Origin of the sequence: Flavobacterium adhaerens (assembly GCF_040045115.1) — a bacterium.
Taxonomy (GTDB): domain Bacteria; phylum Bacteroidota; class Bacteroidia; order Flavobacteriales; family Flavobacteriaceae; genus Flavobacterium; species Flavobacterium adhaerens.
Window position 1 is genome coordinate 212127 of record NZ_JBDLZX010000006.1, and the last position, 14869, is coordinate 226995.

Consider the following 14869-nt stretch of genomic DNA (forward strand, 5'->3'; position numbering starts at 1 on the left):
ACAAAGAAAATCAAAAGAACACAAAAAAAGCTCTGATTTAAACAACCAGAGCTTCTCATATTTTCAAAAATTATAAAGATCTATTTATTCACTAAAAAATGATTCAACAAGAACTTTGTAGAACTATCATGTTCTTTAACTTGTTTCGAATTAATCTCATCCAGAATAGAATTAGCCAATTGTTTTCCAAGTTCTACTCCCCATTGATCGAAACTAAAAATATTCCAAATAAACCCTTGAACAAAGATTTTATGTTCGTACATAGCGATTAATGATCCCAAAGATTTTGGCGTTAGTTTTTGAATCAAAATAGTATTGGTTGGTTTATTTCCTGTAAAAACCTTGAAAGGCAATAAAGCTTTTGCTTTTTCTGCACTTAACCCTTGTTTGTCAAATTCTGCTTGCACTTGAGCTTCGGTTTTTCCGTTCATCAAAGCTTCGGTTTGAGCAAAAAAGTTAGACATTAATTTATCATGATGATTATCATCGCCATATAATGGTTTTACAAAACCAATAAAATCAGACGGAATCAATTTAGTTCCTTGGTGAATTAACTGAAAAAATGCATGTTGCGCATTTGTTCCTGGTTCACCCCAAATGATGGTTCCTGTTTCGTAATTAACCGCTTTACCATCACGCCCTACACTTTTACCATTACTCTCCATAGTTCCTTGTTGCAAATAAGGAGCTAATTTTTGTAAATACTGTGTATAAGGAATCAAGGCTTCGCTCTCGGCACCAAAGAAATTATTGTACCAAACACTTAACAATGCCAATACAACGGGTATGTTTTTATCAAAACTGGTAGTTTTGAAATGCTCATCCATTTCATTTGCTCCACTTAGCAAATCATTAAAATTATCAAAACCAACTGCCAAACTTATAGAAAGCCCAACAGCACTCCATAAAGAAAAACGTCCTCCAACCCAGTCCCACATAGGGAACACATTTTCAGGATTGATTCCAAACTCGGTAACTTTCTGGATATTGGTTGAAACAGCCACAAAATGTTTAGCTACATCTTCTTGTTTAGCTGATTGTAAAAACCAAGCTTTGATGGTTTCGGAATTGGTTAATGTTTCTTGAGTGGTAAAAGTTTTAGAAACAATCACAAATAAAGTTGTCTCAGGATTTAACTTTTTGATAATTTCATTCACATGATCGCCATCAACATTAGATGCAAAATGTACGTTCAAATGATTTTTATAGTATTGTAAAGCCTCTACAGCCATTACTGGTCCTAGATCCGAACCTCCAATTCCAATATTTACAACATCTGTAAATTGTTTTCCAGTATAACCTGTTCTTTGTCCAGAAACAACCTCGTTAGTAAATGCTTTAACTTTGTTTTTTACTTCATAGACTTCTGGTATTACATTTACACCATCAACATTGATGACAGCGCTTTCTTTGGCACGCAATGCCGTGTGCAATACTGCTCTATTTTCGGTTTGGTTGATAAGTGCTCCGCCAAAATAATCAGAAATTGCGTTTTGCAAACCTGTTTCGTTTGCCAATTCCAACAACAAATTGATGGTTTCTTGATTGATTCTATTTTTAGAATAATCTAACAAAAAATCATTCCATTTCAAGTGAAATTTTTCTGTTCTAGCAGTATCTGCTTGAAACATTTCTGTCATCGAAGCATTTTGCAACTCTGTATAATGTGCTTGTAGTTTTTTCCAAGCAGAAGTTTCGGTTGGGTTTATTGTGTTTAAAGCCATAGTAATCCTCATTATTTTTATGTTGCGCAAATTTACTGAATAAAGTTCGATTGGACTAAATTCAGACAATTATATAACAATATAATCATAAAATAACCGAATTAATTTGAGCTAAAAAGACAGTTCAATGCGATTTACAAATTCGAAACACTGTCCAATTCAAACTTCAAAGGTTCTATTTGTTTTAAAAACCGTGCTTTGTTTTTTGGGTTCATTGGTTCACCATTTGGCAATTTTAAACGAAGGGCATCAACCTGAACTCCGTTTTTCCAAAAACGATAACAAACGTGAGGGCCTGTTGCAAGTCCAGTACTACCAACTAAACCAATGGTTTGACCTTGATTGACATGCTGACCACGTCGAACCAATATTCGAGACATGTGCAAGTATTGTGTAGAATAAGTTTTGTTGTGTTTTACTTTTACAAAGTTTCCGTTTCCAGCCGTATATCCTGTTTGTTCTACGGTTCCCGCTGCTGTTGTAGAAATAGGTGTTCCGCGAGGTGCCGCATAATCAGTTCCTTTATGTGCTTTCCAGATTTGTTGTACAGGATGAAAACGATTAGAACTAAAACGAGAAGTTATTCGGCTGAATTTAATTGGACTTTTTAAGAAGAAGTTTTTTAACGACTTCCCTTCTTCATCATAATAAGAGATGTTTCCAGATCCAGGTACTTGTTCAAAAGGGAAGGCATAAATAATTTTTCCTTTGTATTCAAAAAAAGCAGCCTGAATACTATCGACTCCATCATAAATAGAATCATTGATAAATCTTTCGGTAAAAATCAAACCAAATCGGTCTCCTTTTTTGACCTTAAAGAAATCTATAGACCAAGCAAATATCTTAGAAATTCTAGTAGCTAATCCAGCATCAATTTGGGCATTATCTAATGTTTCAGACAAGGACCCTTTGAGTACGCCACCAATACTTTTTCGTTTTAATGTTAAGGGTTTTGTTTTTTTATGAGCCTTTGCAACAGAATCCGTTAAATCTACAACATAATAATTAAGAGCATCTGGCTGATAAATAAAATAATTTAAATTGTTGGTTTTATTTTTAGACCGAAGAAGTGTATAAGGCTTTTTTACTCGAATAGTACGAACATTAAAAGTATCTTTTATTTGCTGTACGATATCATAAACTCTTTTGTCCCCAATATTTTGATCTTGCAAAATACTCCCAAAAGTATCGCCTGATTTTACAGAATCCTGAACAACATTAAAATCAGAAAATTTAAACCCAAAATCTACTTTTTTAGTCTTGGGAATTACAATATTTTCAACGACCTCTTTTTCTTTTTCACAAGAAACCAAGGAAAAAAGTACAGCTACAATTACAAATATCTTCTTCAAATTATTTCTTTGTTTTTTTTTTAATTTTCTACTCCCCAAATAGCCAATTCTTGCTCACTCCATAACTCAGGAAAAAAGATTCTTCGTTGGTATTTAGGATGCATGTATTTTTTCCAATCACTTCCACCAGTTGCTTCGCCACTACCTTTACCATTATCAATATATTTTCTAGCAGCATTTAGATGTCCCATTACCCAAGTAACATTTACAGTATAATCATAATGCCGCATTGCCTCAATCAATTCAAGATTTTCTCGATCTGATTCTGGTAATTGTTTGAATTTTTGCCAAAGATTTATTGTATTATACTCTTTCATCTGAGCAATAAATAAGTCTTTGTATTTTTTCTCGAATTCTAACAACAAATACGATTTCTCACCTGTTTTATGATCCTTTCCAGCTGCTTGCCAATACATATGATCTAACGCATGTTCGTAAGGTGTATTCCTATCAATAGTTGCTCTAAATCGATAATCGATAAGATTAATCAAATCGGTAGAAGCAATCTCAATCATTCTATATTGCGCACTTTGAAAACCACTAGCTGGAGTAAGGGTATTTCGAAACTTCATGTATTGTTCTACTTCCATTCCGTCACCCATTATATCAAATGAAGTGGTCAGCATATCAAAGTAACGACTTATTCTCATTAGCCTTTCGGTAAAAAAAACAGTTGTTAGTTTTTCGGCGTATGAGATTTGGTGCATTTCCCAAAGTATCATTTTAAAGAGCAATTCATTGACTTGATGATACATTATAAAAACCATTTCATCTGGCAATGTTGTTCGCTGAATTTGCAAACTCAACAATGCATCAGTTTGCACATAATCCCAATAATTAATCGGTTTTGCCCAAAGTAAACCTTCAAGATGTGTATCTGTTTTTTGATTAATTTGTTGGAATTTTTGATCAATTTCATCCAAAATTGATGCTGTGGTATCATTTATTGTCATTTTGCTTTTAATTTAAAAGGATTATTCAATCCTCTGTATTCTTCCAAATCAGCTTTGAGAGACCCTACCATTAAGGTTGCTTTGATTCGGATTGGTATTTTATTGTAGTCGTCTGAAATCCAGACCGTTAAACTTTCTTGTTCCTTAAATATCCGACCAGACTGTACTAATGGCTTAAAAACCATAGTAGATACAACTCCAAATTTAGTTTTAATATCTTCTCTACCTATGAATTTTAACTTAAATTTTGTAATCTCATTGTCAAAAAACATATCAATACTCACAGAATCTCCTTCTTTTATTTTGTTGATATTAGGATAATTTCGCAAGTAATAGAACGAAGATAAAATATCTTGAGCATTATCTGGAAAATCGAAAGCTTTTTCTGTTTTGCGTTTATAATCTTTGACTAAGATTCTATTGGTTCTTTGGTTAAAGAACCCTTCTTGGTTTTTGGTATAACCTCCTTCATTTATTTTTCGGACAAATTGATAAGGGTTCCTGGTTTCTTTATCGATATAACTTTCGTAAAGATCCTCTACTTCAAAAAAGAATTTGGTAAGACCTGTAGAAACTCCCCTACCTACTACATGGTAAACTGGCAAATTGTTGAAAGTAGCATTTTTGACTTCGATGGTTGCATAACCGGCATTTATAACTCCATAATGCACTCTGAATTTTAGATATTCACCAACATCGAAAGCTTCTTTATTTTGCGTATCGAAACCTAAGCTGAAAACAACTATCACTAAAATTATAATTTTTTTCATAGAATCCGAGCATTATAAATTATCTCAAATTTATTAAAACAAAAAAACCCAGTCAAATTAATGACTGAGTTTTTATGCTATTAACTAACCAAAAAACTATAAATTATGAAAATTTATATGAAACCTAGAAGGAAACCACCCCTTCTTGATTTACGAGTACAAAGGTATTGTATAAATCAAGATATTTTCATCAAAAAATCAAGTTTAACACAACTTTTGCATCTTTAAGGCTTTGTTAACTATTATTTTTTTTGATAATGCAAAAAAAACAAAAAATTATAAAGTACCTCGCAATTCTTGTTCGCGTTCTATAGACTCAAATAAGGCTTTGAAATTGCCCGCTCCAAACCCTTTTGCTCCCATTCTCTGAATTATTTCAAAAAACAAGGTTGGTCGATCTTGAACTGGTTTGGTAAAAATTTGCAATAAATACCCATCCTCATCTGCATCTATCATAATTGCCAATTTTTCTATTTCGTTTAAATCTTCTTTCATCATGTTCATGTGCACTCCAAGTCTTTCAGGAACCGCTTCGTAATAGGTGTGTGGTGGCGGAGACAAAAACTCTACCCCTCTTGCTTTTAGTTGCGAAACAGTTTGAATGATATCGTCTGTTGCAATTGCAATGTGCTGAATTCCGGGTCCGCCGTAAAAATCTAGATATTCTTCGATTTGTGATTTTTTCTTTCCTTCGGCAGGTTCGTTGATTGGAAATTTAATTCTACCATTTCCATTGGACATTACTTTACTCATCAAGGCAGAATATTCAGTATTGATTTGCTTGTCATCAAATGATAAGAAATTTACAAACCCCATCACTTCTTCGTAAAATTTGACCCAAGTGTTCATTTCGTTCCACCCTACATTTCCAACCATGTGATCAATATACTTTAAACCTGTAGGCTCAGGATTATAATCCGATTTCCATTCTTGGTACCCTGGTAAGAATACTCCTTTGTAGTTTTTTCTTTCAACAAAAATATGAACTGTTTCGCCGTAGGTATAAATTCCAGAACGCACCACTTCTCCAAACTCATCTTGCTCTACAGTGGGCTCCATAAAAGATCGAGCTCCTCGTTTCATTGTTTCTTCATATGCGCTACGAGCATCTTCTACCCAAAGTGCCGCCACTTTTACCCCATCACCATGTTTTTTTAAATGATCGTGAATGAGAGAATCTTGTATTAAAGGTGTGGTCAAAACAATTCTGATTTTATCCTGTTTTAATACGTAAGATGCCTTGTCTTTGACACCTGTTTCTAATCCGGCATAGGCTAATGATTGAAAACCAAAAGCGGTTTTATAATAATGTGCCGATTGTTTAGCATTTCCTACATAGAATTCGACATAGTCTGTTCCTAACAACGGAAGAAAGTCTTGTGCTCCTTCGAAGATTTTTTCTAATCCGTATTCTACTGATTTTATTTCTTTTGACATGATATTTGATTTATTTGATCGATGCATCATTTTGTTGAATTTATCGAAATGTTATTGATAACTCTAAAGCCCTAGCCCTGATGGAAGTGGCATCCTGTGGTCCTGGTGTTCAGGACCACAGATATAACGGACAGCAGGAAATAGCTTCTAAAGAATATTGTAATTGAAAATTTATTTGATATTATCCGTGATCTATTCCACCCAAGATTTATAATACTGCCCATCATCTATACCCATAGCCTCTTGGGTCACCATAAGGGGATGAAAAGTATCGACCATAACAGCTAGTTCCTGTGTAACTTTTTGACCAATGCTTCGCTCCATAGCACCAGGAGCTGGGCCATGCGGAATCCCTTTTGGGTGTAAGGTTATATGACCTTGTTCTATATTATTACGACTCATAAAATCGCCATCTACATAATACAAGACTTCGTCGCTATCTATATTACTGTGATTATAAGGTGCTGGAATTGATTTTGGATGGTAATCATAAAGTCTTGGCACAAAGGAGCAAACAACGAAAGTTGCTGTCTCAAAAGTTTGATGTACTGGTGGCGGCTGATGTATGCGACCTGTTATAGGTTCGAAATTATGAATCGAAAATCCGTAAGGAAAATTATAGCCATCCCAACCCACAACATCAAAAGGATGTGAAGCATAAACTACTTCGTGAATCATCCCTTCTTTTTTTATTTTGATGCAAAATTCTCCTTTTTGATCATAGGTTTCTAATTCGTTTGGCAAAATAAAATCACGCTCACAAAATGGAGAATGTTCCAAATGTTGACCTGATGCATTCTTATATCTTTTTGGAGTATAAAATGGCGCAAAGGATTCTACATAAAACAGACGATTATCCTGAGTATCAAATTCGATTTGGTAAATAATTCCTCGTGGAATAATTAAATAATCTCCATTCTCAAATGGGATATTGCCTAGCATAGTTCGAAGTTTGCCTTTGCCTTTATGAATAAAAATCATTTCATCGGCATCGGCATTTTTATAGAAATATGTTGTTAATGATTTTCTTGGTGCTGCCAATCCTATTGTGCAATCTCTGTTGACCAGCATCGGTTTGCGACTTTCTAGAAAATCATCTACGGGTTTCAATTCAAAACCTTTTAGCAATAATGACTTTATATTTTTTTCTATTGCAATTTTAGGCTCAACAGAATAGGATTTAACAATTTCCTTAACCTGTGTAGGTCTATGAATATGATACGACAAAGAGGAATTACCATGAAATCCCTCGGTCCCAAAAAGTTGTTCGTAATAGAATCCGCCGTTTGGATTTTCGAATTGGGTGTGCCTTTTTTGAGGAATATTCCCTAGCTTATGATATATTGGCATGAGTTTTCGAATTAAAAAATTAAACAGTGGTAAATTATCTAATTTAGAAAATGAGGTAATTTGATTTATTTCAAATTAAATCTATGTGTCTTTATCGAATGAATTCGGAGTTGGAATTCAATCTACATACTTAGTTTTCTAATACAATAATTCTCCAAAAAAATTATTTAATTAGAAAATCTATTCTGGATTCCTTTTAATCAAGAATTGAAGATACTCTAATAAACCTATCCAATTTGTTTTCATAATTACAAATGTCGTAATTTTTTTTAATAAAAAATACAAACTAAAAAACAAATCCGACAGAAAACCAAAGAAAAGATTCATTGGTTTCGGGTGACCAAGAATATTTTGCTTCGACGGGACCTATAATAGTTTCCAGTCCATATCCGAATGCATAACCTGAATATTTAGGCATAGCAATCCAGTCTAACGAATCGTAAAGATTGTCATTTAAATTGGCATAGTTAGCCGAAAAATTAAGGTGATTTTTTTTGAAAATTTCATAATCAAAAGTAAGGGTCGTTTCCAAATAACTATTCCCAGAAATACTTAAAAAATCGTATCCATAAAAATATTTAAAGTTATTGGTGTTGTCATACCCATATCCTCCTAATATAAAATCAAAATAAGGCAAACTTTTGTCTCCTATGGTTATTCCGGCTTCGGCTTGTAATTTTAGAGTTGCCTTAGGGAATATTGTTTTAGCAATTCCCGCTTCACTTTTTAGAATAGAAAACGGTTTAAAATTCTCATCTTTTACCGAAGAAAGCATGTAGAATTGTGGATTACCGGAAAAATACCATCCTTTTTTGGGAAAGTATTTATTATCATAAGAATCGTATTTTATATACCCAAAAAGACTAAAAAAATTACTCTTTGTTATATTGGGTGCTGACTCAAGTGTTTCCGAACTTATATCAATATATTCAAACTCAGCCCCCACTCCGATAAGGAATTTTTGAGCAAAAATAGACTGTATATACACTTGGTTTGATAAATTTAAATAATCAATATTTATAGAATTTGAGGCCGTACTGTTATAGGTAATTACACTAACAGGAACATTTTTATTGAATTGCATCAACTCGGATTTGAAGCCATAACTCAACTGAAAACCATTATCGATATAATAATTAAAATAATATCTTAAATTATCTCCCAAAGCCAAATCGGCTGATAAAAAATCATTTTTGAAAAACGTTTTCTTGTTGGTAACATTTGCCAAAACAGCACTTTTATACAAACCGTCATAATGCAAGGCAAATTTTAATTGTGTTCGAATTGGACTTTCGGTCAAGGTAAGTACCAAATCATCATAATCGCCATTCTTATCGAAATAATAACTTACATTACTAAAGTTTTGAGTTGCATTTAGGTTATTGACTCCTGTTTCGATGTCCTTAAAACTGATTTTTGATTTGGGTTTAAAATTAAGTTTACCAATGATATAATCTCTAGAATAATTTTTAAGATCATTAATTTTTATATTCACAATTGTCAAACTATCCGATTCAACTTTTAGTTTTGGTTTGTGATACAGATTGTTTTTATCAACCAAAATATCGATTTTTTCATAAACTGAAAAAGCAGCATCTTCTCCTTTCTTGATAATTTCGGTTGCTTTATCAAAAGAAACGACTCCGTAATCTTTCACATCTGGTTTTATGTAAATTTCGGTCAAATTTGCATTGGTCTTCATCCTTTCGACCATATTCAAATTGGTAATTTGAAAAAAGATCTTAGAAGCACTCCTAAGTTCGTCTTTACTCAATAATCCGGACTGAACATCTACTCCAATTATGATATCGGCACCCATTTTTCGCACTTCGTCTATAGGATAATTATTGAGTACCCCTCCGTCTATAATCAAGTCATCATTGATAATTACGGGAGCAAAAATAGAGGGTAATGAAGAACTTGCCGTTATGGCTTGTGCCAAATAACCTTTGTCAAAAACTACTTGTTCCCCCAAAGCAATATTGGTTCCTACACACAAAAAAGGGGTTTCTAATTGATTAAAATCACGAATATGGCGTACTGGCAAGGTCAATCGGCTCAATAGATTAAAGTTATACATCCCTTTAGACAGAGCCTCTGGTGTACCAATACTAAACTTATTAAAAGGAAGTATCAAAGCATACAACTCATCGTTTCGCTTTTCATAAAAATTCTTAGAAGACCTCGGAATATAGTCGTTGATGACATTACTAAAATTCGTAATTCCAATAATAGAATCTATTTGTTTAGCATTATAACCCATCGCGTAAAGCCCTCCTACAACGGCTCCCATGCTAGTCCCGCCAATGTAATCTATTTTTATCCCTGCGTCTTCCAACACATTCAAAACACCAATATGTGCAAAACCTTTGGCTCCACCACCGCTTAGGACTAACCCAATTTTGGGTTTTTTAGGAGTATCCTGAGAAAATGAATTCAGACAAGTTAGAAACGAAAGAATAAAAAACAGTATTCTATACATAAAGGGCAAATTACTATATAGTTTTATTTTACAGTTGTTGTAAAAAAGATCATTTTTGAGTTTTGTAAAAGTCGGTAATTTTTTTGGCTTTTGATAGTCCTATTACGTCTGAAATTTCTTTTTCGGTCGCTATTTTCAATCTTTTAACACTTTTAAAGTGCTGAATTAAAGTTATCATTGTCTTTTCACCAATTCCTGGAATACTTTCTATTGAAGAATTAAGTGCTGCTTTGCTTCTTTTATCTCGGTGAAACGTTATTCCAAAACGATGTGCTTCATTTCGCAATTGCTGAATAACTTTTAATGTTTCTGATTTTTTATCCAAATACAATGGTATAGAATCTCCTGGATAAAACAACTCTTCTAATCGTTTGGCAATTCCGATAATGGCAATTTTACCACGAAGACCTAATGCGTCGATACTTTTTAAGGCTGATGACAATTGTCCTTTACCCCCATCTATAATAATCAAATTAGGTAATGACTCCTTTTCATCTAAGAGTCTTTTGTAACGGCGGTACACAATTTCTTCCATCGAAGCAAAATCATTAGGGCCTTCGACGGTTTTTACATTAAAATGTCGATACTCTTTTTTACTAGGTTTACCATCTTTAAAAACCACACAGGCTGCTACTGGATTAGTTCCCTGAATATTCGAGTTATCAAAACATTCAATATGTCTTGGCTCAACAGGTAATCGCAAATCACTTTTCATTTGAGCCATTATCCTATTGGTATGACGATCGGGATCTACAATTTGCAATTGTTTGAGTTGTTCTATTCTATAAAACTTGGCATTTCGAATGGATAAATCCAAAATTTGTTTTTTGTCACCCAGCTGCGGTACTGTAACTTTTATTTTTTCTCCTAAATCCAAATCAAAAGGAACAATTACTTCTTTAGACAATAATTGAAAACGCGCTCGCAATTCTATAATGGCTAATTCTAATAATTCTTCGTCTGTTTCTTCTAGTTTTTTCTTGATTTCCATGGTGTGAGAACGGATAATTGAGCCATGCGAAATTTGTAAAAAATTGACATAAGCTGAACTTTCATCCGAAACGATGGAAAAGACGTCAATATTGGTAATCTTAGGATTTATAATAGTAGAACGAGATTGATAATTCTCTAAAATTTCAATCTTTTCTTTTATTTTCTGAGCTTCTTCAAACTTCATTTCTTGAGCAAAATCTATCATCAAGCGTTTAAAATCTTTCATGCTTTCTTTGAAATTCCCTTTTAAGATTTCACGTATAGCGTCAACTTGTGATTGATACTGCTCTAATGTTTCCAATCCTTCACAAGGCCCTTTACAGTTCCCGATATGATATTCTAAACAGACTTTAAATTTTCCGCTATCAATATTACTTTGGCTCAAGTCATAGTTACAAGTTCGCAGCGGATACAACTCTTTTATCAGATCTAAAATAGTATGAACGGTCTTAAAATTAGTGTAAGGGCCAAAATATTCGGATCCGTCTTTGACCATCCTACGTGTTGCAAAAATTCGCGAAAAAGGTTCTTTTTTGATGCACAACCAAGGATAACTCTTATCATCCCGCAATAATACATTATATCTTGGCTGTAAAGTTTTTATCAGATTGTTTTCTAGCAAAAGAGCATCAGTTTCTGTAGGAACCACAATGTGTTTTATGGTTACTATTTTTTTGACCAACACATTTGTTTTGGCCGTATCGTGAACTTTGTTGAAATACGAAGAGACTCTTTTTTTTAGGTTCTTGGCTTTTCCTACATACAAAATCTTCCCTTCTTTATCATAATATTGATACACACCAGGGCCATCAGGAAGCGTTTGAATTTGTAGTTCTAGAGTTGGACTTTTCATATCGCAAAGTTATTAAATTCAGAAGACTATTGTTGAAGAAGTGAAACAGATCGAAGTTTCATCTGATAAAAAAATCCCACACTTTGTAGAGTGCAGGACTTTAATGATTCGAACTCAAAATATTATTTTGTTTCTGTAACCGTATTTAAGTGAACATCCATTTGAGGAAACGGAATATTCAAGTTATAGTCACTAAACTTGCTATACACTTTTTCATTCATATCAAAGAAGACATTCCAATAATCATCTCCATCAACCCAAACCCTAACCACAAAATTCACTGAACTTTCTCCTAGTTCTGAAAGCCCCATAAAAACAGGAGGATCTTTCAATATTCGTTCATCTTCACTGATAAACGTATTAATTGCTCTTTTAAAATCGCCTACATTATCGCCATAAGCAATACCAAATGTCCAATCTACTCTTCGTAAATTCTCGGCTGAATAATTAATAATGGCTCCTGAAGACAATGCTCCATTTGGAATTATAACCAACTTTTTATCTGGTGTGTTTAATAATGTTGAAAAAATACTAATCTCTTTTACGGTTCCAGTAAAATTTTGCGCTTCGATAAAATCACCTATTTTAAAAGGTTTAAGAATTAAAATAACCACTCCTCCAGCAAAATTTTGCAATGTCCCAGACAATGCCATCCCAACAGCCAAACCAGCCGCACCAATGATAGCTACAAAAGAGGTCATCTCAACACCAATCATTCCCATTACCGTAATCGCTACCAAAGCTTTTAAGATAATATTAATCAGGCTCCTTAAAAAAGGTACAAGCGATTGATCTATATTAGACCTTTCTAATGACTTCCCAACCCCTTTTGTAATTATTTTAGTTAACCATAATCCGATAACTAATACAATCAAACCTCCTAATAATTTTGGAGCATACTCTATCCCAAAATTTATGGTTCTCTCGACATAATTGTTTACTAGTATAACTTCTTCTTTCATCTTATTTGTATTTGGTTTTACACTTTTTCTACAAAATTTTGATTCTAAAATCTCTATTTTCTCAAATTTACAAATAACATTAAGGAAACCCAAATGAATCTTTAAATACAAAACAAATAATTTCTATATTTAGCCATTATTTTGTAACATGAAGGACACGAAACCATTAGTGATTTTTGGCGAAATTATTTTGCCTGGTGAAAGTAAAACTATTCAATTAGAAATTGCTCGACTACATACCACAACTAAATTGACTATCCCGATTATTGTAAAAAGATCCAAAATAGAAGGCCCAGTTGTTCTTTTTTCGGGAGGGATTCATGGTGATGAAATTACAGGTGTCGAAATTGTACGGCAAATTGTTTCCAAAAAAATTAATAAACCCAAAAGAGGCACTATTATTTGTATGCCGATTATAAATATCTACGGGTTCATAAACCGTTCGCGAGACTTTCCGGACGGAAGAGATTTAAACAGGGTATTTCCGGGTAGTAAAAAAGGTTCATTAGCCAGTCAATTTGCCTACCATATCATTACCGATTTGATGCCTCTTGTAGATTATGCAGTCGATTTTCATGCTGGTGGGGCTAGTAGATTTAATGCTCCACAAATTAGACTTACACCCAATAAGCCCGAAATAAAGATTCTTGCCGATGCCTTCAGTGCCCCATTTACTTTATATTCCAAAAATATTTCAGGTTCGTTTAGAAGTGCAAGCGAAAAAATAAACGTAAAAATGCTACTTTTTGAAGGCGGAAAATCATTAGACATAAACAACTCAGTAACTCAAGAAGGTCTTGATGGAACAAAACGCTTTTTAAGACATTTGGATATGCTAGACCCAAAACAATTTGCTCCTCCTCCAAAAAAAAACACTATTTATATTGAAAAATCGGGTTGGCTACGAGCTAAATGTTCTGGATTACTAATAGACAACAATTTAGTCGGAGAGTTTGTAAAAAAAGGAACCGTACTCGGATTGATAACCGATCCTTTTGGTAAATTTGAACGTAAAATAAAAGCACCAAATGATGCTTATGTTCTAAATGCCAATCATTCTCCGATTATTTATCAAGGAGACGCTATCTATCATCTTTCGCATACTGGTGAGGGTGAACCAGAAGAAGAATAAAATGCAATTGACCAACAATTGAGTATTTTTGCAACAGATTTAAAAAATCATTTATGTTGAAAAAAGAATTCCGAAAAAAATACAAAGCCTTACGAAAAGAACTTTCTGAAATTGATATCGAAGAAAAAAGTCTAGCAATTACAAATGCACTTTTACCCTTACCCATTTGGGACAAATCCTACTTCCATATTTTTTTACCGATTAGAGAACAAAAAGAAGTAGATACTGAATTTATTCTCCATTTATTATTTGGAAAAGATAAAGAGATTGTAATCTCTAAAAGTGATTTTGAATCCCGAAAAATGACTCATTATCTGCTAACCGATAATACTAAAATTAAAAAAAACGAGTACAATATTCCAGAACCAATAGATGGTATTGAGGTTCCTGCTACCAAAATTGATGTGGTTTTTGTTCCATTATTAGCTTTTGACACAAAAGGAAATCGAGTGGGTTACGGCAAAGGGTTTTACGATAAATTCTTGAGCAAATGCAAACCCGAAACCATTAAAATCGGACTATCTTTTTTTGAGGCAGAAGTCCTCATTTCGGATATTTTTGAAAATGATATCCAATTGGATTATTGTATCACACCTGATAAAGTTTATGAATTTTAATTGAGAACAATTATTTTTGCCATCCCAATTATACTTAAACTATGAAAAAAATTAAACTCTTAAAAATTGGAATGCTTACATTGGCTATTTTAGTTTCCTTTTCAGTATCCAGTTGTGTAGTGCATTCAAGCAACCATCATCATAAAACAAAAAATATCCCTCCTGGTCATGCTAAAAAAATCAGTGGAGACAAAAGTGCCAAAAAACATGCTCGAGGTCACAAGAAATAAAAAACAAAGACCTA

12 protein-coding genes are annotated in these 14869 nt (G+C 33.4%); 3 read left to right on the forward strand and 9 right to left on the reverse strand.

The features are described from left to right. Window positions 1–80: 80 nt before the first annotated feature. The 9 genes from pgi to ABEB18_RS10435 all read right to left on the reverse strand — a co-directional run bounded on the left by pgi (window position 81) and on the right by ABEB18_RS10435 (window position 12876). Window positions 81–1724 carry a glucose-6-phosphate isomerase gene (gene pgi, locus ABEB18_RS10395; protein ID WP_348799237.1) on the reverse strand — a complete coding sequence of 548 codons (1644 nt, stop codon included), beginning with the start codon at window positions 1722–1724 and terminating at the stop codon, window positions 81–83. A gap of 134 nt (window positions 1725–1858) precedes the next feature. Continuing rightward, window positions 1859–3076: a M23 family metallopeptidase gene (locus tag ABEB18_RS10400; protein WP_348799238.1), complete on the reverse strand. Its 1218-nt coding sequence runs from the start codon at window positions 3074–3076 to the stop codon at window positions 1859–1861. A 20-nt stretch (window positions 3077–3096) separates the two neighbouring features. Further along, a complete protein-coding gene (locus ABEB18_RS10405; protein ID WP_348799239.1) occupies window positions 3097–4029 on the reverse strand; it encodes a tryptophan 2,3-dioxygenase family protein in 933 nt (310 codons plus the stop codon). Continuing rightward, window positions 4026–4799: a DUF3108 domain-containing protein gene (locus ABEB18_RS10410; RefSeq protein WP_348799240.1), complete on the reverse strand. Its 774-nt coding sequence runs from the start codon at window positions 4797–4799 to the stop codon at window positions 4026–4028. The genes ABEB18_RS10405 and ABEB18_RS10410 overlap by 4 nt, the downstream gene beginning before the upstream one ends. Before the next feature lie 276 nt (window positions 4800–5075). Beyond that, window positions 5076–6236, reverse strand: a complete 1161-nt coding sequence (gene hppD / locus ABEB18_RS10415; RefSeq protein WP_348799241.1) for a 4-hydroxyphenylpyruvate dioxygenase — start codon at window positions 6234–6236, stop codon at window positions 5076–5078. A 192-nt stretch (window positions 6237–6428) separates the two neighbouring features. Further along, window positions 6429–7586 (reverse strand): homogentisate 1,2-dioxygenase, encoded by a 1158-nt coding sequence (locus ABEB18_RS10420; RefSeq protein ID WP_348799242.1) that lies wholly within the window; start codon window positions 7584–7586, stop codon window positions 6429–6431. Between the two features lie 286 nt (window positions 7587–7872). Continuing rightward, entirely contained in the window at window positions 7873–10068 is a 2196-nt protein-coding gene (locus ABEB18_RS10425) for a patatin-like phospholipase family protein (RefSeq protein ID WP_348799243.1), read from the reverse strand. A 49-nt stretch (window positions 10069–10117) separates the two neighbouring features. Next, the gene (uvrC, locus tag ABEB18_RS10430) at window positions 10118–11914 is read right to left on the reverse strand and encodes an excinuclease ABC subunit UvrC (RefSeq protein ID WP_348799244.1); all 1797 of its coding nucleotides are present in this window, start codon (window positions 11912–11914) and stop codon (window positions 10118–10120) included. Window positions 11915–12036: 122 nt separating this feature from the next. After that, window positions 12037–12876: a mechanosensitive ion channel family protein gene (locus ABEB18_RS10435; RefSeq protein ID WP_348799245.1), complete on the reverse strand. Its 840-nt coding sequence runs from the start codon at window positions 12874–12876 to the stop codon at window positions 12037–12039. A 148-nt stretch (window positions 12877–13024) separates the two neighbouring features. Here ABEB18_RS10435 and ABEB18_RS10440 point away from each other — a divergent pair, with 148 nt between their 5' ends. The 3 genes from ABEB18_RS10440 to ABEB18_RS10450 are packed head-to-tail and all read left to right on the forward strand — an operon-like array spanning window position 13025 to window position 14855. After that, window positions 13025–14008, forward strand: coding sequence for a succinylglutamate desuccinylase/aspartoacylase family protein (locus ABEB18_RS10440; protein WP_348799246.1), 984 nt, complete (start codon window positions 13025–13027; stop codon window positions 14006–14008). A 53-nt stretch (window positions 14009–14061) separates the two neighbouring features. Then, entirely contained in the window at window positions 14062–14625 is a 564-nt protein-coding gene (locus tag ABEB18_RS10445) for a 5-formyltetrahydrofolate cyclo-ligase (RefSeq protein ID WP_348799247.1), read from the forward strand. Window positions 14626–14666: 41 nt separating this feature from the next. Further along, on the forward strand, window positions 14667–14855 hold the full coding sequence (locus ABEB18_RS10450; protein ID WP_348799248.1) for a hypothetical protein: 189 nt from the start codon (window positions 14667–14669) through the stop codon (window positions 14853–14855). Window positions 14856–14869: the final 14 nt, after the last annotated feature.